The 23,553-nt window shown below is 55.4% G+C and carries 23 protein-coding genes; 12 read left to right on the forward strand and 11 right to left on the reverse strand.

Going from position 1 to position 23,553, the window contains the following annotated elements; all coding sequences use genetic code 11:
• The first annotated feature begins 605 nt into the window (after nucleotides 1-605).
• Entirely contained in the window at nucleotides 606-1,679 is a 1,074-nt protein-coding gene (locus MLD24_RS20400) for a hypothetical protein (RefSeq protein WP_248169029.1), read from the forward strand.
• A gap of 68 nt (nucleotides 1,680-1,747) precedes the next feature.
• Here the strand turns inward: MLD24_RS20400 and MLD24_RS20405 are convergent, their stop codons facing one another.
• On the reverse strand, nucleotides 1,748-1,921 hold the full coding sequence (locus tag MLD24_RS20405; RefSeq protein ID WP_248169031.1) for a hypothetical protein: 174 nt from the start codon (nucleotides 1,919-1,921) through the stop codon (nucleotides 1,748-1,750).
• Between the two features lie 356 nt (nucleotides 1,922-2,277).
• Here MLD24_RS20405 and MLD24_RS20410 point away from each other — a divergent pair, with 356 nt between their 5' ends.
• The 3 genes from MLD24_RS20410 to MLD24_RS20420 all read left to right on the forward strand — a co-directional run bounded on the left by MLD24_RS20410 (nucleotide 2,278) and on the right by MLD24_RS20420 (nucleotide 4,590).
• The gene (locus MLD24_RS20410; protein ID WP_248169033.1) at nucleotides 2,278-2,754 is read left to right on the forward strand and encodes a DUF6882 domain-containing protein; all 477 of its coding nucleotides are present in this window, start codon (nucleotides 2,278-2,280) and stop codon (nucleotides 2,752-2,754) included.
• A 290-nt stretch (nucleotides 2,755-3,044) separates the two neighbouring features.
• The gene (locus MLD24_RS20415; RefSeq protein WP_248169035.1) at nucleotides 3,045-3,410 is read left to right on the forward strand and encodes a hypothetical protein; all 366 of its coding nucleotides are present in this window, start codon (nucleotides 3,045-3,047) and stop codon (nucleotides 3,408-3,410) included.
• A 151-nt stretch (nucleotides 3,411-3,561) separates the two neighbouring features.
• Nucleotides 3,562-4,590 carry an IS630 family transposase gene (locus MLD24_RS20420; protein WP_248169038.1) on the forward strand — a complete coding sequence of 343 codons (1,029 nt, stop codon included), beginning with the start codon at nucleotides 3,562-3,564 and terminating at the stop codon, nucleotides 4,588-4,590.
• Between the two features lie 514 nt (nucleotides 4,591-5,104).
• On the opposite strand, the gene MLD24_RS20425 is transcribed toward MLD24_RS20420, so the two are convergent.
• The 4 genes from MLD24_RS20425 to MLD24_RS20440 form a co-directional block, all read right to left on the reverse strand.
• Entirely contained in the window at nucleotides 5,105-6,601 is a 1,497-nt protein-coding gene (locus tag MLD24_RS20425; protein ID WP_248169040.1) for an SEL1-like repeat protein, read from the reverse strand.
• 93 nt (nucleotides 6,602-6,694) lie between these two features.
• Nucleotides 6,695-8,032 carry a peptidoglycan DD-metalloendopeptidase family protein gene (locus tag MLD24_RS20430; protein WP_248169042.1) on the reverse strand — a complete coding sequence of 446 codons (1,338 nt, stop codon included), beginning with the start codon at nucleotides 8,030-8,032 and terminating at the stop codon, nucleotides 6,695-6,697.
• Between the two features lie 18 nt (nucleotides 8,033-8,050).
• The gene (locus MLD24_RS20435; RefSeq protein ID WP_248169050.1) at nucleotides 8,051-8,881 is read right to left on the reverse strand and encodes a metal ABC transporter permease; all 831 of its coding nucleotides are present in this window, start codon (nucleotides 8,879-8,881) and stop codon (nucleotides 8,051-8,053) included.
• Nucleotides 8,881-9,609, reverse strand: a complete 729-nt coding sequence (locus tag MLD24_RS20440; RefSeq protein ID WP_248169052.1) for an ATP-binding cassette domain-containing protein — start codon at nucleotides 9,607-9,609, stop codon at nucleotides 8,881-8,883. The genes MLD24_RS20435 and MLD24_RS20440 overlap by 1 nt, the downstream gene beginning before the upstream one ends.
• 162 nt (nucleotides 9,610-9,771) lie before the next feature.
• Between MLD24_RS20440 and MLD24_RS20445 the strand changes: the two genes are divergently transcribed.
• Nucleotides 9,772-10,746: a zinc ABC transporter substrate-binding protein gene (locus MLD24_RS20445; RefSeq protein WP_248169054.1), complete on the forward strand. Its 975-nt coding sequence runs from the start codon at nucleotides 9,772-9,774 to the stop codon at nucleotides 10,744-10,746.
• A gap of 30 nt (nucleotides 10,747-10,776) precedes the next feature.
• Here MLD24_RS20445 and MLD24_RS20450 read toward each other — a convergent pair whose 3' ends face one another.
• The 5 genes from MLD24_RS20450 to MLD24_RS20470 form a co-directional block, all read right to left on the reverse strand.
• Nucleotides 10,777-12,615: a protein kinase domain-containing protein gene (locus tag MLD24_RS20450; RefSeq protein WP_248169056.1), complete on the reverse strand. Its 1,839-nt coding sequence runs from the start codon at nucleotides 12,613-12,615 to the stop codon at nucleotides 10,777-10,779.
• 9 nt (nucleotides 12,616-12,624) lie between these two features.
• Complete coding sequence (locus MLD24_RS20455; protein WP_248169058.1) at nucleotides 12,625-14,223, reverse strand: dihydrolipoyllysine-residue acetyltransferase; 1,599 nt, start codon at nucleotides 14,221-14,223, stop codon at nucleotides 12,625-12,627.
• Between the two features lie 26 nt (nucleotides 14,224-14,249).
• On the reverse strand, nucleotides 14,250-15,227 hold the full coding sequence (locus tag MLD24_RS20460; RefSeq protein WP_227175820.1) for an alpha-ketoacid dehydrogenase subunit beta: 978 nt from the start codon (nucleotides 15,225-15,227) through the stop codon (nucleotides 14,250-14,252).
• Nucleotide 15,228: 1 nt separating this feature from the next.
• The gene (locus MLD24_RS20465) at nucleotides 15,229-16,413 is read right to left on the reverse strand and encodes a thiamine pyrophosphate-dependent dehydrogenase E1 component subunit alpha (RefSeq protein WP_227175821.1); all 1,185 of its coding nucleotides are present in this window, start codon (nucleotides 16,411-16,413) and stop codon (nucleotides 15,229-15,231) included.
• Nucleotides 16,414-16,588: 175 nt separating this feature from the next.
• Nucleotides 16,589-17,245 carry a TetR/AcrR family transcriptional regulator gene (locus MLD24_RS20470; RefSeq protein WP_248169060.1) on the reverse strand — a complete coding sequence of 219 codons (657 nt, stop codon included), beginning with the start codon at nucleotides 17,243-17,245 and terminating at the stop codon, nucleotides 16,589-16,591.
• A 133-nt stretch (nucleotides 17,246-17,378) separates the two neighbouring features.
• On the opposite strand from MLD24_RS20470, the gene MLD24_RS20475 reads away from it, so the two are divergent.
• Nucleotides 17,379-18,233 (forward strand): crotonase/enoyl-CoA hydratase family protein, encoded by an 855-nt coding sequence (locus tag MLD24_RS20475; RefSeq protein ID WP_248169062.1) that lies wholly within the window; start codon nucleotides 17,379-17,381, stop codon nucleotides 18,231-18,233.
• Nucleotides 18,234-18,436: 203 nt separating this feature from the next.
• A complete protein-coding gene (locus MLD24_RS20480; protein ID WP_248169064.1) occupies nucleotides 18,437-19,168 on the forward strand; it encodes a substrate-binding periplasmic protein in 732 nt (243 codons plus the stop codon).
• A 193-nt stretch (nucleotides 19,169-19,361) separates the two neighbouring features.
• Here the strand turns inward: MLD24_RS20480 and MLD24_RS20485 are convergent, their stop codons facing one another.
• A complete protein-coding gene (locus MLD24_RS20485) occupies nucleotides 19,362-19,733 on the reverse strand; it encodes a winged helix-turn-helix transcriptional regulator (protein ID WP_227175825.1) in 372 nt (123 codons plus the stop codon).
• A 104-nt stretch (nucleotides 19,734-19,837) separates the two neighbouring features.
• Between MLD24_RS20485 and MLD24_RS20490 the strand changes: the two genes are divergently transcribed.
• From MLD24_RS20490 to MLD24_RS20510, 5 genes are all read left to right on the forward strand, one after another.
• Complete coding sequence (locus MLD24_RS20490; RefSeq protein ID WP_227175826.1) at nucleotides 19,838-20,422, forward strand: NAD(P)H-dependent oxidoreductase; 585 nt, start codon at nucleotides 19,838-19,840, stop codon at nucleotides 20,420-20,422.
• Nucleotides 20,423-20,440: 18 nt separating this feature from the next.
• Nucleotides 20,441-20,812 (forward strand): cupin domain-containing protein, encoded by a 372-nt coding sequence (locus tag MLD24_RS20495; protein ID WP_248169066.1) that lies wholly within the window; start codon nucleotides 20,441-20,443, stop codon nucleotides 20,810-20,812.
• 77 nt (nucleotides 20,813-20,889) lie between these two features.
• Nucleotides 20,890-21,447 carry a carboxymuconolactone decarboxylase family protein gene (locus tag MLD24_RS20500; protein ID WP_248169068.1) on the forward strand — a complete coding sequence of 186 codons (558 nt, stop codon included), beginning with the start codon at nucleotides 20,890-20,892 and terminating at the stop codon, nucleotides 21,445-21,447.
• A 14-nt stretch (nucleotides 21,448-21,461) separates the two neighbouring features.
• Nucleotides 21,462-22,598, forward strand: a complete 1,137-nt coding sequence (locus tag MLD24_RS20505; protein ID WP_248169070.1) for a low temperature requirement protein A — start codon at nucleotides 21,462-21,464, stop codon at nucleotides 22,596-22,598.
• Nucleotides 22,599-22,792: 194 nt separating this feature from the next.
• The gene (locus tag MLD24_RS20510; protein WP_248169072.1) at nucleotides 22,793-23,464 is read left to right on the forward strand and encodes a DsbA family oxidoreductase; all 672 of its coding nucleotides are present in this window, start codon (nucleotides 22,793-22,795) and stop codon (nucleotides 23,462-23,464) included.
• Nucleotides 23,465-23,553 lie beyond the last annotated feature (89 nt).

The raw sequence follows: 23,553 nt of genomic DNA on the forward strand, positions 1-23,553 counted from the left end.
TGGTGGATTGGTTAGGCTCTTGAAACCATAGCACTTTCAGCCGCTTTCTTTTATCCCCCGTGAGAAATCCGGGCTAGCTGACTGATTTAATGTCGGTTAAGAGGCCAAGGAATGGTGAAATCATGGTAGAAGGCAAGACCCCGGATACGTGTTCTTTGATGGTTGTCCATGTTGGCTTTCCAAGCTGGGCTATGCTCCGTACAGTTGTCGGGATATTATGGCATTTGACACATTTTGCCCAAACGAACCTAGGGAAAATCTCTCTAAGTGCTTGATAGAGTGTTAATTGGCGTATAGGTTTGATGGAGAAATGTGGCGGGATATCACGTCTGGTGACGTGTTTAAATACGTCATGTGCCGTTGAATCAATGTTATGCCGCGCGCTAGTCGAAGGAGTAAGGGATGACCTGCCCGATTTGTTTCTTTAGGGATTCGTATCAAAGATCTTTGAAAATAAAAACATTTGGTATCAGTAGATTTGAAAGTAAACTAGAAAAATTTAAATATTTGTATGTAGATGAGCTAAAAAAATAAAAAAAATAAAAGACTGTAGTTGTTATAAAACGTACAGCAATGAATCACTATGCATTTGGGTTGACGAGTTTTTGTCTGATATAAATCAGCACATCGCTCAAATCGAATCTACATTCGACAAGATAAATCTATCCTATGTAAAGTTTATATCCGAAAACCAAAGGTCTGCAATCAATAGTCTCTATGGTTTTTTGGAAGAGTCACTTCTTATAGATAGGACAGTTGATTCATCTGAGCTTGTTAGGGCAATGTTTCGAGCTAGATGGAAGGGAAAGTTCGACCCTAAAGATATCAAAGAGTTTTATCACGTTCCGTTTTCAAAAAGGCATCTTGTAGGAAGCCAGCGCTTTAGTATTCCCGGGTTGCCACTACTTTATTTGGGCAGCTCTACTTTAACTGTCGAAAAGGAATTGGAAGCAAATTCGAGTTATGACCTTGTATATTCTGTTTTCCTACCAAGCTATTCTCATTTCTACAGAGCAAGAATATTTAGTTTAAGAAATAATATAAATGATCTGCTTGAAAACAGCCTGCCAGGAATCATGGACGGTGGCGTTCATTATCCCTATTCGGGAGATGGAGATTATTCGTATAAGCCTAGATTTATGCGGGAGATTCAAGCCAATATTTTGCTTCAAATATGCACATTTCCAACCGAATATAAAAAGTCATTTATTCCCGAATATGTAATCCCTCAAATGCTTACTGTAGCATTACAAGAAAAACAATTTGACGGACTGTGCTTCCCATCAACTAAGTGTTTTGAAGGCTTGAAAGATAACCACAGGTTTTCAAGTCATCATCTAAATTTCGTTTTCTTTACGGAGTATAGCGCCGACTGTGACAACGACAGCAGCCTGCTTGATAGATTTTACACCTTTACGTTAGACAAGAAACGTAATATTGGTAAGAAAGAGGTGTTGGATGCTATCGAGAGAGTGTGCGAATTAAATAGAAGTTCTGAAGTAAATAACACTGACTTTATAATGCCTTTGGTAAGAGCCAAGCTCCAAATTGAGTATATTGAGAATTCCTCAATAGAAAGTGTCAGATATTTTGATACTGATATAGGCAAAATTGAACTAAGTTTATATTTCAAAATGGCTAATGAAATGTACAGTTTAGTCAGCGAAAGGGTGGCATAATCGGGTAGCCGGGGGTATCTAACCCCCAGCCCCCACAACACCCTGCATGCGGCTCCGCACAGGGCGTTTCACCGGGAGTGGTGAAGCTTAATCCATCCATCACGCAGCGATACCAGACCTTCAGCTTTCAGGTAGTCATTCGACAGAGCCTGCTGAATGCCCGGCGTCTTCGAGCAGCGCCAAGGGCCTTTGCTAGTAATGCCACACGCCACGGCGGCCTGCACATGCACGCCCAGCTTCATCAGGTTCCTGACTGGTCATTGACCGATCGCTCGTTGAGCAGATCCCGATACGTCGGACCGCCCCAGATAAGGGCATGCACTGTCACTGCACTGCTGCATCATTTACGGTGGCTGTCAGATCACACGGCGTCTTCGGCCCTTGCCATTTGCTAGTGGTTGGCGTTCAATCGGGTAAAATCCATTGAGCGGTGATCTTCCCACAGAGGACTTTCCCCCCATTAGTTCATGCCCAAGCTGGGCGTACACAAGCCACTGCATCTGGAAATTTGACTCGCTCTGCTCCCAAAATTCCGGTGAGTGGGGCATTATGGCCTTAAATCGTGAAGATATTTATCGCAGTACTACTGAGTATCGTTATGACTGAAACACCAGCCGACGAAAAATGGGTGGCGCAGGTAACGGATTCCCATAATTACCTTAGTGAGCGCCAAGAAGAGCTTATGGATCAGTATAAGCTTGGAGAGCACAAGCGATTTGACTGGGACCAAGATGCCGGCTCTCTGATTTTTTCAAATGATGGTGTCGTTGCTGTTGTCGCTAAAGTACAGTTCGTTGGCTCGATCTCTACCAAATCAAATACATGGCTTTGGTCATGGGCCAACTCAACTATCCAAGATAATGTGAAAGACCAAATGCATATCGTCCGTGATTTTGGTGAGAAATTCGGTTTCGCTGCTCTCACGACCGATAAGTGGGAGGCCGATGAAGTTGATGGTTGGGAGATGACATCAATCACAGCCCGGCTACTGAACGCAAAAGGGGCTTATAGAACATCGTCCGAAAATGGCTTTACGTATATGGTTATTACGGAAATTCAATGGGCCAACAACTAGTAGGCATAACAAGCAAAAGCAAGCCGACACCAATTAGCCAGCTGGTTCGCTTCGTTCGAATGATAGCTGGCCAATTGTCGCCCCTGTTTGGGCGTTGAGGCTGTAGAAATAAGGTCAGGGGATCTTTCTGATCCCAGGCTGGTCAAGGAACAAACTGAAAATAGCTCCCATTCTTAATAGACTGGAGCTTTGATCATCGAAAGCGCATCTGGATTTTAAATAGTAACGTCATCAAAAAAGGGGCGAGGGATTTTCTACAGCCTCGCTAACCAACGAGAAGAGTAATCAATATGTTTAAATATGCCATAATATTTCTGTTGGTGATTGTCTTATGTGGGTGCTTTTTGGCTTTTGGTAGGATTGTTTATTCAAAAGAATCTGACCCAACAGGGGATTACACAGCTATTGTTTCTTATGAGGCATATTTGTCATTCGTTACGATGTCGCCAGGTTCTTCAGGTGATAAAGCTGGGTTTGTGAAAATTATTAATAATAACGGCGACAACCTGGGAGAAATGCCAGTTGAAATGCTGCAATTATCCAGAGTGATGTGGAGCAAAAACGGTGCAAGAATTCCGATGATTGGTGAATGGAATTTCAAGAAAGGCACTTGTTACTATTGGTCCAAAGATGGCAGCACTAAAATTTTATGTTAAGCCGCTGCTTAATATAAATTTAAGCCTTAGAATCGGTGCATGGGGCTTCCCGAAGATTACCTGTTTTCATTGGTTCTAATGAGTACGAAAGTAAGCGAACATCATTTATAATGCAGTCCCTATTCGCCAAGCTTATCGGATATCTCCCCTCATGCGCCATGACGACGGTCGTAAACTCGACCACAAGACATTGGAAGCCCTCCGCATTCGCGCCGTTCAACGTGTGATGGATGGAGAGAGTCCTGAAGTGGTCATCAAGGCTCTTGGCATGAGCCGGGCGCGGATCTATGAGTGGCTGGCGGCCTATCGCGAAGGTGGCTTTGACGCCCTCAAGGCGAAGCAGATTTCAGGCCGACCGAAGAAGCTGACCGGAGACCAGATTCGTGAACTCTACACTTGGATCACCTCATTCACGCCGGATCAACTGAAGTTCGAGTTTACGTTGTGGACCCGGGCTCGCGTGCGTGAACTGATCCGCCGGGAGTTCAATGTACGCCTGAGCGATGTGTCTGTTGGGCGCCTACTCCGGAACCTCGGTTTGACACCTCAGAAACCGCTGCATAGGGCCTACCAGCAAAACCCGAAAGCAGTGGAACAATGGAAGAAAGAAACCTATCCAGAGATTCAAAAAGAGGCCAAGAAGGCAGGAGCCACCATCTTCTTCGGAGATGAGGCCACCATTCGCTCTGATTATCACAGTGGCACAACCTGGGCCCCTGCGGGCGAAGCTCCCCTCATACGAGGGACTGGAAGCCGCTTCAGTCTAAACCTGATTTCTGCCATTTCGCCTCGTGGAGAGCTGCGCTTTAAAACGCTGCAGGGCACCATGAATGCCGAGGTGTTTATCGGTTTTCTCAAAGCTTTGGTTCGGGATGCTGACAAACCCGTGTTCCTGATTTTGGACAACCACCCAGTCCATCATGCCCGCAAGGTCAGAGAGTACGTGGACAATCTTGATGGCAGGCTCAGGTTGTTTTTCTTGCCGCCTTACTCCCCCGAACTGAACCCGGACGAGTCTGTCTGGGGCTACATCAAGTATCACCATGTGGGCAAGAAAGTCATCAACAACAAGGAGCAGCTCCGAGCTATCGTTTATCGGCAACTACGGCGATTGCAGAAATTACCAAAGCTCTTGAAGTCATTTTTCGGGCATCCGGAGCTGGCTTATATCTCGGCGTGATGTTCGCTTACTTTGTTTCGGATTAGTTACCCGGAAACGCTTGCCTGCATTATAAGTCAAAAAGGAAGATGTTTTGATTCTGAATCTAACTCAAATTGGGCAATACCTTAATGTTGGCCTTTGGGTATTAGGAGTGGTCGTAGGTACTTATGCTGTTCACTCTTTAGCCAAGCAAAAGGTTGATCACGTAACACGATCCACGGTCGTTGGTTTTCTGCTGTCCGTATTTCAGCCATTGGTTCTCATACAGATCGTTCTACTGATTAGAAAACCTCAGAAATTATAGCGTGGAATTTCCGGTGGGTGCCTTCGCGGTTACCTGTGACATCTCAATTTAGGGAGCTTCTGATCAACTACGCTGCGCTTCGTTAGTGCCCATTACCTCAGGCGTCTAGGCAAAAAGGAAGCTCCGTGCTTGCACTCTCAAGCAAGCCCACACGACTCAAATATAGCTTCGAGAAAAAGGCTCTGAAGATTCGCTCCTGGCGACCTGACCCTTTGCCGATTCGTGGTCTCACTGACAGATTTCCTCTATTACGTTTTCAATATCCTCGCTGTAGTTCTCTGGATTATCGGTATCGCAATAAACCGTGCCTGTTTCACCGCCTCCGGAGTAGGTAGCCAAACGTTCCCAGAAACCTACACATTGATCGCCGTCGCCGCCGTCCTGGCTGTCATAGCAGGTTATCTCGTTGGAGCAGCCAGAAGAGGTGCAGGTGCTGTAGTCCGTTGTGATCTCACAAGCGCCTATCCGGCTTCGTGCTTTATCTTTGCATGATCCGGAAGAAACTGTTGGAGAGTCGTCATCCGAGAATGCATCGATCAACGCGATTCCGCCAATAACAGCTGCAGCTGCGGTTAGCCAATCCGCGAGCTCTGTCTGATTCTCAGCTCGCCTTTCATTCCGGTTGGAGCGAGATCGATTAAGACGGGCGAGCTCGTTTCGGGCATCTGAGATACATTGGGAGGCTTCCCTGACTCCGTTCCCATCAGCCCTTTGACACCACCTTTGAGCCTGTTGCGGGTTCCTGGCCACACCGGTCCCCCGCAAATACGATACGCCCACCATATACTGGGCCGGCCCGTACTCGTCCTCAGCTGCTTGCCTGAACCAACGGAAGGCGAGGCGAGGTCGTTGGGCTACCCCCTGCCCATTACGGTAAAGGATACCCATATTATGCATGGCAACCCGGTGCCCCTGTCCCGCAGCGTTCTCGTACCACTGTGCCGCTTTTCGGAAGTCTTTCCTGGTTCCGTTTCCGTGGTAGTAATGGTTTGCGAGGGTGTATTGGGCATCTACATGACCCAGAGCGGCAGCTTTTAAGTACCATTGGAAGGCGGCTTGACTGTTTCTTTCGACCCCCCATCCGTTTGTGTGGATCAGCCCCATGTTGTACTGGGCGGAAGCGTCGCCTTTTTCCGCGGCCATCCTGGTAAACCGACGACCCTCCTGATAATTCTGTGGTCCGCCAGTACCACTGACCATGTATTTTCCGATCATCACCTGTGCTGCTGTATGGCCTTCCAAAGCGGCTTTCTTGAAATGACCGCGGGCGAGCTCGTAATTTTCCCGGTTTTCATAAACAATCCCGAGACTATAAGAGGCCTGAGGAACGTCTTTCTCGGCCGCCTCCCTGAACAATGTGATGGCCTTTTCGGGGTCTTTGGGCACCCCTCGGCCTTGCAGGTACAGATAGCCGAGGTTATTGGTCGACCTGGCAAAGCCCAACTGATGTGCTCGCCGATAATAGTCTGCTGCTAGAGCGTAATCCTGGTTAACCCCCTGTCCTAAATCGTGGTGGCGCCCGAGATAGTGAAGTGCTTCTGCATGGTCATGGCTACCGGCCTCCGAGAACTGTTTGTACGATTCCTCATAACGGCCCGCTTCATAGTGAACCCTTCCGGCTTGCACCAACTCGTCATAACGAGATGTCCAACTGCAGCCGTGAAACAGCAGGACACCAAGGCACAGGCTTAAAACAGAGGTCGCGATAGTTGAAATCCTTTTCATACGATCAGTTCCTATCGGTTAACTATCTGTTAATTTAGCATCAAGCTTTGTCGAGGCAAGGGAGTTTGACGGCTTTGTGTTGCAAGCGTCATCTCACTCAAACAGTGATGGTGCCTCTGAAAGCAGAAGTTCCGACCGGCTTGCGGCGTGCGTCATCACCGCCATCTGTTGTTCCGCCTTCTCAGCGAAACGAGCAGCTTCGGCTGCGGGAACGGAGGCTGCGGTGGGGATGTTCGCCGTCAGCGGGTTCACCGGGCGGCCCTTGATGTGGAACTCGAAATGCAGGTGGGGGCCGGTGCTTCGGCCGGTATTGCCGGAGCGGGCGATCTGCTGGCCGCGGCGGATCTGGGCACCGGTGCCTACCAGTACCTTACTGAGGTGCAGGTAACGGGTGGTGTGGGAGCCCCCATGATCAATGTCGATGTACTTGCCGGCGTAAGGGTGATTGCCGACCCGTCGGACGATGCCATCGCCGGTGCTGAGGACCGGTGTTCCGATTGGCGTCGCCAGGTCCACGCCGTTATGAGGGCGGCGACGTCCGGTGACCGGGTGCAGGCGGTTCCGGTTAAACGGTGAGCTGACGCGGTAGCGCTTCGAGGTGGGCCAGCGCAGGAACGCCGGTGACACGCTGTCGCCGTTCTCATCGTAGTAGTTGCCGTCGTCGAACCGGAACGCGTACAGCGTTGTGTTTCTGCGGTTGAGCGCAATGGCATCCAGGCGGGTGTTGCCGGTGCTGTCCGGGCCGATCAGTTCATGGCCAACCATGACGCTGAAGGTATCGCCAACCCGGAGATCCCGGCTGAAATCCAGTTTGCTGCCCAGTAATTGGTCAATCAGCAGCACCTGGGCCCGGGTCAGCCCGGAGCGAACGGCGGACGCATAGAAGCTGCCGGTAATCCTGCCGCGAATCACTTCGGAGACCCAGCGGGTGTCCGCCTCATACTTCCGGTATTCGAAGCTGCCGTCCGACTGTTTGGTGTACGCGACTTTTCGGGCAGGGTCCAGACGGAGTTCGAGGGCAGAGAAGTTGCCGTCGGGATCAAACGCCAGGGTAAGCTCGGTGCCGGGTCTCAGGGTTTCCAGATCCAGGTACTCGGTGTCTGCCTTGATGATCTGCCGCAGATCGCTCAATGGCACGTTGCCTGACTGGAAGATCTCGCTCAGGGTGTCTCCCGGCTGAACCGTTCGGGCGAGTGTGTTGTGGCCTGGCTGCCCATCGTGCTGCTCGTCTGGTTGAGCGGGCGGGGTGGCGTCCTCCGGGGAGCCTGTGTTGCTGTCTGTGACGGATTCGGCCTCTGCCTCTGCGACTGGTACTGCCTGGGTCAGCGCGGGGGAGGTTGGTGCTGCCAACAGGCTGACCAGAAGGATAATGGCGCCCAATCCGGCAATCAGAAGTTTGTGGCGCAGCGAGAATGCTCGCGGTTGGGTCATGGGTACAACAACTCCTGATCAATCAAATGCCTGTCGTTCATCCGACAGCAATGTTCTGATTCTCTGCACCGTCGCCTGGAGCCCATTAAGGACAACAAACAGAAAAGCGACGACACACACGATAGTGGGGCCGGTCGGGGAGTCAAACCGATACGAGACAGCAAGTCCCGCCACGCTGGCACAGGCCCCGATCATCGCCGCCATTAATGCCATGGCTTCCGGCGTGCGGGATAGCTTGCGCGCGGTTGCTGCCGGAATGATGAGCATGGCGGCAATCAACAACACGCCAACGACCTTTATGGCGACCGCGACCACGATGGCAAGGGCAATCAACAATATGAGTTGCTCCCGTCGAGGGGATATACCGCTGGCCCGGGCGAGGTCCGGACTGAGCGTCGACAGCAGCAGAGCGGACCAGCGATAGCCTACCATAGCCAGCACCAGGATCGCGCCACCCCAGATAATGGCGAGATCCGTTTTGCCGACGGCCAGGATATCGCCGAACAGGTACGCCATCAGGTCAATACGAACCCCGGACAGAAACGAGACACACACCAGGCCGATGGCGAGGGAAGAGTGGGCCATTACCCCCAGCAGCGTATCCATCGCGTAACCCCGGCCGCTCAGGGTTGATACGGTGATGGCCATGGCAAGAGAGATCGCGAGCACGCCGGTAAAGATTGGTGTCGACAGCGTCAGCGAGAGGGCAACACCAAGCATGGCGGCGTGAGCGGTCGCATCGCCAAAGAAGGCCATGCGCCGCCAGACCACAAAGCAGCCTAACGGCGCGGCCGCGAGTGCGACGCCAATGCCGGCGAGTGCCGCCCGGTACAGGAAATCGTTCAGCATCAGACGGCCTCCGGCATCGAGTGGCGGCGGTCATGCTCACGGTGCTGATACAGCGCCAGGGTGTCATCATCCTCATCCTGCCCAAACAGTGAGCGGAATGCCGTTGAGGTACCGACGGTATCCGGCTTGCCTTCGCAACAGATGTGGCCGTTGAGGCAGATAACCCGTTCGGACCGGCGCATGACCACCCGCAGATCGTGACTCACCAGAATCACAGCGCAGTCGTACTGTTGCCGGATACTGGCAATCTGATGGTAGAACGCTGAGGTGCCCCGGCGATCAAGGCCCTGGGTAGGTTCATCCAGCAGCAGTAGATCGGGCTTGTCGAGCAGGGCTCTTGCCAGCAGCACTCTCTGCAACTGGCCGCCCGACAGCGCCAACAGCTGATGATCGAGAAGCTGTTGTGCTCCGGCGCTGCTTACCACCGCCTGTAGCTCCTCCCGGGAGCGTCGGCGGGGCAGCTGCAGGAACCGCCGAACCGTCAGTGGCAGGGTTTCATCGATGTGCAGTCGTTGCGGAACATAGCCAATCCTCAGGCCCGGTGAGCGCAGTATTTCTCCCTGACAGGGGAGCAGTGCGCCGATCAGTGTTCGCATCAGCGTCGACTTGCCGGAGCCGTTGGGGCCAATGATGGTGACGATTTCTCCCCGCTGAATGCTCATCGTGATGTCTGACAGGATTGGTGTTTTGCCAATCCTGACGGACAGGTTGCGGGTTTCGATCAACATCTGAGTATCCTTTTGTCGAGCTCTTTGTCCGGTTCGCCTTCGGGTTCCCAAAACAAAAGCAATGTTATAACATAACGATTATATCAAGAGCCAGTTTGCAGTCAGGCTCACGCCGGACTTTTCAAAATTGCCCTACCAATCAGCCATTCCAGGAGAGACACGATGTTCCGACGCCAGTTGTTAGCAGGTATTGCCGTACTGTTTTTACCGACCGTCGGTTGGAGTGCGCCTCCCAGGGTTGCGGTGGACATTGCCCCCCTTCACTCAATCGTCAGCCAGGTGATGGATGGCGTCGCCGAGCCGGACCTGCTGATCCAGCCAGAGGCTTCCCCCCACAGCTACTCCCTGCGCCCATCCGAGGCGGAGGCACTCTCCCGGGCCGACGTGGTTTTCTGGATAAGCAGTGATTTGACGCCCTGGCTGGAGAGCGCGCTGAAGACGCTTGCGGAGTCGGCTGACAAGGTTGAATTGCTGGCATTGGATACAACCATCACCCGCCATTTCAGGGAAGGGGCGACCTTTGAGGCTCATGATCATGGGCAAGACGAATCCGGTGGCGACCACCACGATTCAGGGCATCACTCAGGTGATCACGGCAGCGATGAAGGCCATCATCACGGCGAGCATGATCCCCACGCCTGGCTTGATCCGATCAATGCCGCTGTCTGGGCCGGTGAGATTGCCCGGGTACTCGCTGCCGAAGACCCGGCTAACGCCAGGCTATACCATGACAATGCCCGGGACCTTGGTGCCTCACTGGCGGAGCTGACGGCCTCGCTGGACCGGCGTGCACAGGATCTGGAAGGTATCCGGTTTATCGTGTTCCACGATGCCTACCAGTATTTCGAACGTCGTTTCGGGCTGGCTGCGGCCGGGGCGATATCACTGTCAGATGCTTCCGATCCCGGCCCGGCGCGGATTCGGGAAATCCAGACACTGGTGTCGGACCTTGGCGTCACTTGCGCCTTCACTGAGCCACAGTACAACCCCGGCCTGATCGATACCGTGTTCGAAGGTTCCAATGTCACCACGATAGGGGTTATGGACCCGTTGGGCGCTGATATTGAGATCGGCAAGGGCCATTACGCGGCGGTGCTGACAGCGCTGATGGGCAGTCTCGAGCATTGTCAGCACTGACCCTGCACTGAACAGACGCATCCGGTGTGTTCAGGCCTGCGAGACCCGCGGATTGCGCGGGTAGTAACTTTCCGGCAGGCGCTCGATGTGAGGGAAGAAGCGGGTGTCCTTGTAGGGCATCTTCATGAACCCGGAAATGCCCAGGCCGCTGATCTCTTCGACCGCCGAGAGGATGACGTCGAGCAGGCGGCGAAACTCCGGTTCCCGCTCCGGATCGAGCAGCCGGTAGTGGCTGTGGATCTTCAGGTGCCGGGGCAGGGCCTCGAAGATGATCATGCCGGTGTGGTGAATGTTGTTGAGGGCCTCCAGCGCGGAAATGATGGTGTCCGGCAGGACCAGGAATTCCTCCGGGTCTGGGCCGTCCTCAAAGTAGGAGTGTACCCGGGTTTCATCTTCCACCTCTGGCGCGGCACTGACTTCGTAGTGCAGGCGCATGCCCGGGTCTACCACGAACGGCTGGTCGGCGTTGTCCCGGTCAACGTGCAGGGTGTTGCGGGCGTTGAACAGGCAGCTCTTGAATATGCCTTTGCGATAGATCGCCTGGGCCAGATTGACCATGTTGTTCACTGCCCGCACAAACGCCGGCTTCAGGGCCGGGTCGTGCAGGTTCAGGGAGGTGTCGACGTAGACGCCGTCGGTTTCCCAGCGTACCGCCAGTCCACCCTCAATCGGGTAGCGGCCCAATCGACTCACTGCAGCAAGAAAGGCCTTCTCGGTTTCGCCCATGCCCTGCATGAAGTTCTTGTAGTAACGATCGAGCTGAACGTCGTTGACGTCGCTCAGGGTTTCCGGAGCGCCTTCCTCCCGCAGAAAGGACTTTCGCGAGCTGTAGACCACGGTGTCGATTTCCTGGTCTGATGCTCGCACCCATACCGGAACCAATGGGGCCACCGGCGGTGTCGGCAGATCAATCATCACCGTCCTGGCCAGCCGGGGCATTTCGGCCAGGTAGTAGTCGCCGGCCTGGCGACGGGTCTCCGGGTCGTCCGCCAACATGCCATCGAGCATGCGGGCGAACTCCATCGGCAGGCCCAGGGAAGTGGCCGGAATTGCCTGGTGTCCGAACCGGCACGACTGTCCGGAGGCGAGCGCGTAGAGGGTGCCGGCGGCGCCCTGTTCATCAAAACGGGGCGAGGAAAGGCCACCGTTGAGTTGTTCGGTGCCAATGAAGTAAACGTCGCCAAGCCGGGCATTGGTCTGCTGGAGGTTGTCTGACATCAGTTCCATGACGTTGGCGGTGACGAACTGCTGGTTGGCATCCAGCTGGGCAAATACCGATGACCCCCAGTCGATCAACGCGATGTTCTCGGTCTCGGCATCGAACACCAGATTGGAGGGCTTGATGTCGCCGTGCACGATGGGGCGACCGGATAGGCCGTTCTCCCGTCGCAGGTTGCGCAGAATATCGGCCAACTGATCGGCGATGCGAATGATCAGCCGGGGTGTCAGCCGGCCTTCGCGGAGGGAGACTTCTTCCAGGTTGAGACCTGCCGCCCGTTCCATCACCAGTATCGGCTGGTTACGGGCACGCTGGTAGGAGATCAGCCTGGGCACTCGCGGGTGGTGAACCTGTTCGAGAATGTGGGCCTCGTCCTCCAGGCGATCCTGAAGGTGTTGCGGCAGGTTGATACGGGTGAACTTGAACACATGCTCCAGTTCGGTGCCATCATCCCGGACAAGGCGGCCAGCGAACACAAAGCCATAGGCGCCCTTGCCGATGAGCTCGATGTCCCGGTAGCCCAACTGGCGGAGCTGGGTAGCGCAGAGCGCCACCCAGTCCTTGAGCTTCTTGGCATCGTCGTGGCTGAGCAGGTAGATCGACTGCTCTTCCGGGATGTAGAACTGCTGCAGTTGAGTGTTCTGCACCATGGTTGGCAATCAACCCATGTGGAGCAGCATGGACTGCGGCGATTCCAGGTAGCTCTTCCAGAGATTGCAGAAGCGGGCAATGGTGCCGCCATCAATGATGCGATGGTCGCCGCCCCAGCTGACGGTCATGATCGCCCGTTCCACCACCTGGCCGTTGGCATCGAACCGTGGCAGTTTCTGGGTCCGACCAAGCGCCACAATCGCCACTTCCGGGGCATTGATGATCGGAGCGGCATAGGTGCCACCGAGCGCGCCAATGTTGGAAATGGAGATGGTGCCGCCTTTGAGGTCATCCGGGCTTACCCGGCCGGAGCGGGCCGCTTCGGTCAGTCGGGCGACTTCATCGGCCACTTCCAGCAGAGTCAGGCTTTCCACTCCCTTGACGTTGGGCACAATCAGCCCGGCCTTGCCATCCACCGCCATACCGATGTTGCACTGGGGCAGGTAGTGGATTTCGGTGGCCTCCTCGTTCAACCGGCTGTTGAGGATCGGGTACTCCTGCACCGCCAGAGCCATCGCCTTCATGATGAACGGCATCAGGGTGAGACGGGAACCACGGGCTTCGGCCTCGGGTTTCAGCTCCGCCCGCAGCTTCAGCAGGTCGGTAACGTCAATATCCTCACAGAAGTTGAAGTGAGGGATGGTGCTGGCCGAGTTCACCATGCTGCGGGCCATGGCGGCTTTCATGCCGCGAATCGGCTCCACCCGAACCTCCGGATCGGCCGCCTGGGTGCGACGGTTGCGATTGGCGGTTTCGGGCTGGGAGGCCGAGCTCTCTTTCTGCTCTGGTGCCGGTTGTGAGGCTTTCTCGAGGTGCGCCATCACATCGGATTTCAGTACCCGGCCGTCTTTGCCGGAGCCCGCAATATCCGCCAGATTGAGGTTGTTTTCCCGTACCATACGACGTACCGCCGGGCCGGCCGGAATCCGGTGGCGGGCGGGGCCGGTTGTCGGGGTGGTGGCTGCCGGTTTGGCGGCAGGCGCCGGTTCCGGACTGGTGGTCGGCTTGGCGCTGGCGCCTTCTTCCCGTTCGCGGGGGATGAAGGCAAACAGCGGCGAGTGTACCTGTGCCATGGCCTGTTTTTCTTGGTACAGCTTGGTGACCCGGCCGGCCTTGGGCGCGGTAATTTCAACCATGGCCTTGTCGGTCATGACTTCCACGACCGGCTGGTCTTCTTCGATCTCATCGCCCTCGGCCACCAGCCATTCAACGACTTCGCACTCCACGATACCTTCGCCTATGTCGGGCAGGATGAAGTCCTCGGGGCTGTCGTCGCCGCTGCCGGTGGACGGCTGGGGCGCCGGGGCGGCCTCAGTTGTTGCCGTTGCGGTTTCCGCCGCCGGTTGCGCCTGGCCCTCTCCGGCGTCGCTGTCCGCATCCACCAGCTCGAACAGTGGTGCGTGGACCTTCGCGATGTCGCCTTCCTTGTAGTAAAGGCGGGTCACCCGGCCTTTGTAGGGCGCTGGAATTTCGACCAGGGCTTTGTCGGTCATCACTTCCGCCACCGGCTGGTCTTCTTCAATCAGATCGCCTTCGCTGACCAGCCATTTGACCAGCTCACACTCCACGATACCTTCACCGATATCGGGCAGAATAAAATCACTCATCGTTGTTCTCCTGTCCTGATATCCGCCTAGAATTCAACGCTTGCCTTGATGGCCTCATAGACCTTCAACTGGTTGGGTAGGTGCTCTTTCTCCAGCACCAGCGGGAAGGGGGTGTCGATCCCGGTGACCCGTGCGATGGGCGATTCCAGATACAGGAAGCAGCGCTCCTGGATGGTGGCGGCAATCTCACCGGCGAACCCACCGGTCAGCGGGGCTTCGTGGGAAATCACCAGGCGGCCGGTTTTCAGCACCGAGTTGGCCACGGTTTCCACATCCCAGGGCATGATGGTGCGCAGATCGATCACTTCGCAGGAAATGCCGTCTTTTTCCGCCCGTTCGACCGCGTGCTCAATCACTTCCATTTGCGCACCCCAGCCCAGCAGGGTGATGTCGGTACCTTCCTTGATGACCTCGGCCTTGCCCAGTGGCAGGCGGTAATCTTCGTCCGGCACCTCGCCGACGGACGCCCGGTACAGCCGCTTGGGTTCAAAGAACAGCGTCGGGTTGGGATCGTGGATGGCGCCCAGCAGCAGGCCCTTGGCCTGGTGAGGGTTCCGGGGCACCACAATCTTGAGGCCCGGGGTATGGGCGAAGTAGGCTTCCGGTGACTGGGAGTGGTAGAGACCACCGGCAATGCCGCCGCCGTACGGGGTACGAATGGTCAGGCCGCCAACGTTGAAGAGGTTGCCGGAGCGGTAGCGGAATTTGGCCGACTCGTTCACGATCTGGTCAAACGCCGGGAAGATATAGTCTGCGAACTGAATCTCGGCCACCGGCACGGAGCCCTGTGCCGCGAGGCCGTTGGCGAAGCCGATGATGCCCTGTTCCACCAGCGGGGTGTTGAAGCACCGGGCCTTGCCGTATTTTTGCTGCAGGTTACTGGTGGCGCGGAATACGCCGCCAAACACACCCACGTCTTCACCAAAGCACAGCACTTTATCGTTGGCGGCCATCGCCGTGTCCAGGGCGCTGTTGATGGCTTGAAGCATGTTCATCTTGGTCATCTCAGGCCCCTCCCTTCGCGTGCTCAGCGCTCTTTGGATACTCATCCGGGTACTTGCGGATGTGCGCTTTCACTTTCTCGAACTGCTCCGCCAGGTGAGGCGGTACCTCGTCATAAACATCGGTGACCAGCGTGTCGAGTGGGGGCGGTGGCCGTTTCTGTGCCCGCTTCATGGTTTCGAGCACTTCCCGGCGCATGGTTTCCTGAAGATCTTTCTCTTCGTCTTCACTCCACCATTTCTTGCTTTCGAGCCAGAGGCGCATGCGCAGGATGGGGTCCTTCTCGCGCCAGACGGCTTCTTCGTCCTTGCTGCGGTAACCGGAGGGATCATCGGAAGACGAGTGGGCGGCCAGCCGATAGCTCATGGCCTCAATCAGCACCGGACGGTTGTCTTCCACCGCCAGTCTGCGAGCTTCCTGGGTAGCCTGGTACATGGCCAGGATGTCGTTACCGTCTACCCGGATAACGTCCATCTTGTAGCCGTAGGCCCGGGGGGCGACACCGTCGGCGGCAAACTGTTCAGCCGCCGGTGTCGAGATGGCGTAGCCGTTGTTACGGCACAGGAAAATCACCGGGACACGGTGAACCGCCGCCATGTTCAGTGCGGCGTGGAAGTCGCCTTCCGAAGCGGCGCCTTCACCGAAATAGGTGATGGTGCACTGACCGTCGCCGGCCATCTTCTGGCCGTAGGCGTAGCCGGTGGCCTGGGGAATCTGGGTAGCCAGAGGCGAGGAGATGGTCATGTAGTTCAGCTTGGCAGAGCCATAGTGAACCGGCATCTGGCGACCTTTGCCATAGTCCATCTCGTTACCGAAGAGCTGGTTCATGAATTCATCAATGGTGAATCCACGATAGGCGAGGGCGCCCTGCTCACGGTACTGGGCCATGATCATGTCGCCATCATCCAGTGCCGCGGCGCTGCCGACAACGGCGGCTTCCTCGCCCGTGCACTGCATGTAGAAGCTCAGACGGCCCTGACGCTGAGCGGCAAGCATGCGCTCGTCAAGAATCCGGGTCGTGACCATGGCCCGGTAGATTCGCAGCGCCTTGTCCTTGTCGAGGTCCGGCGCCTTGGCGCTCTTGTAGAGCTTGCCGTCCTGCTTCAGTAGTTTGAAGGTGGGAATGCTGAACTCCGCACCATCGGTAAACACAGGGGAATAAACAACTTTTGATTTTGTTGTTGTCATAATCCTCTTCCTGGGGTAGTGGCCTGAGGAACCAAACACTCCTTGTGGGAGTGTAGTTAATGTCTTGGCAGACAGCCTGAAAGGATCTGGTAAGACCCTCTCAGGACCGAATCAGGTTTACCTTAACGTAAACTGACGATCCGAGGGTAGACCTGTTGGACTATTTTCTAAGTCGTCAATCGTCAGATACCCGCAGAGAGGGGACACCTGAGCGCCCGAACACGTGCTCAAACCCCTGAAAACTGGTTTCCACGAGCCGTTCGCTGCTCATTCCTTCCGGGAAGCCAACGACCTTATGGATGACCAGGGACGCAAGCCCGTGGCTGTGTGACCAGGCTGCCAGCGATGCCTGGCGCACGGTTCGGGACTCCAGCGGCTCGTTGAGCGAGGCCGCGATAATCTTCTGAAGCTCACCAAAGGCTTCCAGTCGGGCCTTTTCAAATCCCTCATCGCTGGCATCGAGGCCTATCTCGGGGCCAAACATGAGCTGATAGAGCGCCGGGTTGGCTCTGGCGAACTCAAGGTAGGCCAGGCTGGCATTCTGCAGCCGCTTGCGGTGGTCTCCTTGCAGTTCAATCTGCTGGTCGTTGTCAATCAGCGCCTGTTGCAGTTCACGAAACCCCAGGGTAGCCAGGCGCGAGAGCAGGGCCGCCCGATTGCTGAAATGGTGGTAGGCCGCTGTGGCACTGACGCCGAGCTTCTCCGAAATGGCGCGGATGGAGAGCTTCGCCGGACCTACGGTTTCCAGCATGGAGCGGGCTTCGGCCATCAGCCGTTCCGACAGGTTGCCCACATGGTATGACGTACGTTTTCTGGCGCTGGGCTTTGTCATGTTGCTGAACCTTTGCTGGCGATTTCGGGGTACGGGGCATCGTAGCACGCTGGCAACTTTGCACTGATAAGATTGTGGTTCAATCTTTGCGGTGATAAGTTCATGTCCATTCAATCAGGAAGGAGAGCCCGTCATGACCGCTAACAATCACTACAACTGCTTTACGGTCACTGTTGAAAACCGCATCGCTCATGTACGCCTGAATCGGCCGGATGAGCTGAACACCATGAACAAGGCGTTCTGGCTGGAGCTGCCACAGTGCATCCGGGCCATCGAAGTGGAGAGTGATGCCCGGGTTATCGTGATTTCGTCCACCGGCAAGCACTTTTCAGCGGGCATGGATCTGTCGGTATTCAGCGATCCGTCGGCCGTCCCCATGAACGGAGACCCCGGGCGCATGGCCGAGAACCTGCGCCGGGTGGTGTTGCAGCTCCAGGACAGCCTGAGTTCCCTGGAGCGAGTCAGAATTCCCGTGCTTGTGGCGATTCAGGGAGGCTGCATTGGCGGCGCGCTGGACCTGGTGTGTGCTGCCGATAGCCGCTACTGCACCCGGGATGCGTTCTTCACCATCAAGGAAACCGAGCTGGGGATGACGGCGGATGTGGGCACATTGCAACGGCTGCCCAAACTGATGCCCCAGGGACTGGTTCGGGAGCTGGCCTATACCGGTCGGAAATTCAGTGCCGACGAGGCTCGCGATCAGGGACTGGTCAATCGGGTGTTTGACGACGCCGAGAGCATGATGGAAAGCGTCATGAAAATCGCCGCCGACATTGCCGCGAATTCGCCTCTGGCGGTAACCGGATGCAAGGAAATGCTCAACTACAGCCGTGACCACACTGTGGCGGACAGCCTCAACTACGTCGCAACCTGGCAGGCCGGCATGTTCCGTCCAAACGACATGATGCTGACCTTCCAGGCCAAGGCCCAGAAACAGGCGGCTGAGTATCCGGATCTGTTTGCTGTTAAGTCGTTGTTTGAGGGGTGATGGTCTGAAGGATGCCCGATCTGTTCAGCTCATGGTCTGGCACCACCCAGCGTTTTGAGGTGCTGTCCCTACGAGGTTGAACTAAAGTAATAGAGTAGGGTGGCGCTCAGGCGAGCGATGTGATGTCGCGATCAGGGCTGTCACCCGAGAAAACCATTCCCGGGACATGGACGCCAACCAGCGACTGGTAAAAGGTGCTTCCTATGTTCAGTGCTCGCCATTTGATATTTGCCTTTCTGGCCCTGTTCCTGAGCCTTGCCGAGGCGGAAACCATCACCGCGACCCAGGACCCCTGGCCACCCTTTGTTCAGGCGGAGGGCCCGCCGGGCCTGTCTGTTGAACTGGTGCGCGCCGCGTTCGAGCACGAAGGTTATGAGTTCAAGATGACCATCATGCCGTGGGCCCGGGCGATCTATCAGGTCCGCAATGGCAACGTCGATGTGTTGGTGGCCACCTGGTACACGCTGGAGCGAACCGCCTACCTGCGCTACAGCGAACCTTACATGCAGAGCCAGCTCAAGTTCATCAAACGGGCGGGCGATGATTTTGAGTTTCATGGCCTGGCCAGCCTGACGGGCAAGTCGGTTGGTGTGGCTCGCGATTATGGCTACGGGGATGAGTTCTCCAACGCCCCCAATTTCACCCGTCCGGAAACCAATAACACCGTTCTGAACCTGTTAAAGCTGCAGGCCGGCCGTATCGACCTGACTCTGGAAGATGAGCTGGTCGCCCTGGCAACGATGAGAAAAGAAGGTATCGACCCCGATCAATTCGAGTTCACCGACAATGCGTTGTCGGTAAAGGATATGCACGTGACCAGTGGCATTGCCAATGCCCGCAGTGAGGAGATCATCGCCGCGTTCAACCGCGGACTGGCGGCCATTCGCGACAATGGCACCATGGCGGAACTGAAGAGAAAATACGGTGTTGAGTGAGTCTGGGCGTGCGGTTCTCACGGACCCGGATCAAACCCACAATCCCTGTAGCCGAACGTCTAAATATTTCGACAATGCATCATCAATCAATAAAGCTATAAAATATCAATAGCTTATGGGTGCATTGGCTTTGTCGGCCATTGTATTGAGCCGTGTTCGGGTACAAAGTTTCGCATTAGTAAGCGTACAAAAATCAGTCAATGTCGTGCGTTTCTGACCAAACGCGAAGATCGTCCAAGATACCTAAGGCGCTCGCGCCGAATTCGGTTAACTCGTAGGTTACTGCAACCGGGCGGTCATTAATCACCTTCCTTTCGACCATGCCGCGGTTCTCGAGCTCTTTCAGGCGCTGATCAATCATCTTTTTACTGGCGCCTCCCAGCATACGACTCAAATCGTTGAAGCGAACCGGTCCATCCTTTAGGTGGAAGATAATCGACCCGGTCCATTTTCCGCCGATCAGCCTCATTCCCTTTTCGATGGCGCAAGGCTCCAGACAAACATTGACGACAGTTTTCTTGCCAGAACTACTGGTTTCTACGAAGGTTTTTCCAAACTTCCCCATGTCCCCGCCTAGGTTACCAAAAGTAAACTAATTGATGTGATTAACCAGGTAACCATAATATACCTGTGCATCAAAAATCACCAGCTGAACATGAGGCTTCTGCTATGAGCAACATCTTGATCATCAATGCGCACCACAAGTACCCGTTCGCTGAAGGGCGACTCAATGGCACCTTGACCCAGATGGCCGACGAACTACTCAGAGCAAAAGGTCATGAAACCCGGGTCGTTGAGATCGACGCGGGCTGGGATGTCGAAAAAGAACTCGAAAACCACCAGTGGGCGGACGTAGTGATTCTGCAAACGCCCATCAACTGGATGGGGGTTCCCTGGACATTCAAGAAGTACATGGATGAGGTATACACCGCCGGTATGGGGGGAGCGCTTTGTAATGGCGACGGCCGCACCGCTGAAGCGCCCAAGGAGAACTATGGCGCAGGCGGAACGCTGACCGGCAGGAAATACATGATGTCGGTGACCTTTAATGCGCCGGAAGAATCGTTCAACGACGAGAACGAGTATCTGTTCCAGGGCAAGAGTGTGGATGATCTGCTTTTCCCCATGCACATGAACTTCCGATTCTTTGGTATGGACGCGTTGCCAACGTTCGCATGCTACGACGTGATGAAGAATGCCGATGTCGAGAACGATTTTGATCGTTTCAGAGCTCATCTTGAAGCTTCGTTTTAAGGCCAAGTGGAGGTCGATATGAATTCTTTGAAATCCATTGTCGCTGCAGGCGCATTGGCATTCGCAATGAGCGGTCAGGCCGTTGCTGAAGAATACGGCTTGGCCCACATCGCGTCACCAGACCAGTACCAGGCGTTGCTGGAAAATGAACAGGTTCTGGTCCTGAAGATGGTTCTCGAGCCGGGAGAGGCCGATCTCGTTCATCGCCATCACAACGAAACGGTGTACTTCCAGAGTGGTGGCACCTTGTCCATTGCCAGCCCTGATGGCGAGGCAATGGAGGTCGAGGTTCCGGATGGCCACGTCATGTGGCATGAGGCGTGGGCTCATCAGGTGACCAATGTTGGTGACACTCAAGTGGTGGCGATCATCGTTGAAGCCAAGCACTGAGACCGCAGAGCGAACCTGGGGGCATCGAGCCAGGTTCGCTACATCTCATTGAAAACGCATAGGATCGAGAGGCCTGTATGTTTACCTACCATGACATTGAGTCCGCCCCAGAAGAATCGAAAGTGCTCATGAAGCGGACGCTGGCTGGCGGCGCGATGGTTCCCAACCTGAACAAAATCCTGGCGGAAGCACCGGCGACCTACCAAGCCTACAACACAATCTTCGGGTTGTTCATGAGGGATACGACTCTCTCACCCCTGGAGCAGCAAGTCGTCTTCATGACGGCCAACTTCGAAAACAACTGCCATTACTGTGTCCCGGGTCATACCTGGATGATGCATGCAGCCAAGATGCCGGAGGACGTGATTGAAGCCTTGCGCGAAGGCACCGAGATTCCAGATCCGAAACTACAGGCCCTTCACGATTACGCCAAGGCTCTGCTGGATAATCGTGGACATATCGGGGACGACCGATTGAACGCGTTTCTCGACGCCGGCTTTACCCGTCGACAAGCACTTGAGGTTCTGACCGGGTTGGCGGCCAAGCTGATCTCCAACTTTACCAATGCGATTGCTCATACCGAGCCGGATAACGCGTTCAGGAAGTACGCCTGGACTCACCCATCCGAGCGCTGACAAAGGAGGTTGCTGTGATCAATTCGCTATATCTGTCGAAAGGGCGGCACGCCACCTGGCTGGAGCTGTTTTTTGATCTGGTGTTTGTGGCCGTTATCGGGGTGGTAACCCACGATCTGGCCCATACCCACGATGGCCACATCGGCTTTGAACAGATCATCCGCTTCCCACTGGTGTTTATACCGGTGTGGTGGATCTGGATGACCCATACGGTCTATGCCAACCGGTTCGATGACGACAGTCGGGGCCACCGGTTGTTCAGTCTGGCCATCATGGCGCTACTGGTGGTCTTGTCCACGCAGGTGACGGTAAGCCACGAGAGCGGCTTCATCTCCCTGGCTCTGCTGTACAGCGCCATCCGATTGATCCAGGCCTACCAGTACCTTGACGTTCACCGCCAATCCGACGGTGAAAAGCCGTTTGTGCGAGGGCTGAGCGCTTCAATTGCCACTGGTGCCCTGGTGAGCGCCGCCTCTGCGCTGTTCGACGGTCCGGAGCGCTTCGTGTTGTTCTACGCCGGTATTGCGGTCGATATGATCTGGCAGTCTTCGATGCGCAAACAGATCGAGTCAACACCGGTTGATTTGCCGCATTTGGTTGAGCGCATGGGGCTGCTGGCCATTATCATCCTGGGCGAATCTGTCATTGCCATGGTGGCGTCACTGGAGAATGTGCATTGGGATGTCTTTGATGTCTGGGCCGCGGTGACCGGTTTTCTGCTCATTGGGGCCATCTGGTGGATCTACTTCGACAGTTTTCCTCTGTTGGAGCGTGCGCAACGGCTAACCACGGGATACGTTCTGATCTTCTCGCACCTCTTCCTGTGCATGGGGCTGCTGATCCTGGCCAATATGATCAGGCACGCGATCCTGGGCGACCTGGATCGGCCGACGTTTGGATTGTTTGCCGTTACCGGCCTGAGCCTGTTCTATCTGGGCAAGCAGATCCCCTACTGGTATGCGTTCCCGCCATGGCGCAAGGCAATCATCTCCAACACCCTGGTGTGTGTCAGCATCACCATTGCCAGCAGTTTCCTGCCGAAAATCGAATATTCGTTGTTCGGTATGATGATCGGCATGTTGGCGTATGTGTACCTCACGTTTCGACGGATTCTCTCTGTCAACGTTGAAAGCTATCTGGCACCGCATTGAAGGTTAATCTGAGGCCTCTCAAAGCTGGTGCCCAACATTTGAAATAGGTAACGGTGACCCGTTCCCTCCGGGGAGCGAGTCCTATGAGCCTGTCTTCCAGGGCGGGTCGATCGTCAACATTGATGAGGCCTTGCCAGCACAGTGACGCCTTGCAACAACGGTGACACCGCATCGATAGAAAAGGGGGAGTTAGAATGTCGAGTCAATCGGATGTACGAAAAATAGACATCGATCTGGTGTCGGATGTGGTCTGTCCCTGGTGTGTGATCGGCTATCACCAGCTGGCGGAGGCCGCCCGCCGAAGCGGCATTGAGATCAACGTGACCTGGCAGCCGTTTGAGCTGAACCCGCACATGGCGCCGGAGGGCGAAAATCTCAGGGAGCATCTGGCGAACAAGTACGGCACTACGCCGTCAGAGTCTCGTGCGGCGCGCGAGCGGCTGACGGCCATGGGAGCAGAGCTGGGTTTTCGCTTCAACTACGCGGATGACATGCGAATGGTCAACACCTTCCGCGCGCATCAGCTGATCCACTGGGCTGAAACCAAAGGCAAGGGCGGCGCGGCCAACCTGGCGCTGTTTGAAGCGTTTTTTACTGAAAGGCGCGACCTCAACGATATCGGTGTCCTCTGTCAGGTCGCAGAATCGCTGGGTCTTGATGCCCACGAAGCCCGCGAGATGCTGGAACAGGAAACCTGCGCGGCTGCCGTCCGGGAGCAGCAGGCGTTCTGGCAGCAGCAAGGTATCAGCGGTGTGCCAGCGATGATTTTCAATCGTCGCTATCTGGTGACCGGCGCGCAAGGTGTGGAACGCTATGTGGAAATGCTGAAGACAGTGGCAGCTGAAACTAAGTCGGAAAAAGCTTAAAGCTCCAGCCCGTCGCGGCCGATGCCGGCGCCAAGACATTCCATGGGGCATATTTCGTGGTCCTGTACCTTAGATACGAAGCGGGTCCG

Source organism: Marinobacter xestospongiae, assembly GCF_023156385.1.
Lineage (GTDB): Bacteria > Pseudomonadota > Gammaproteobacteria > Pseudomonadales > Oleiphilaceae > Marinobacter > Marinobacter xestospongiae.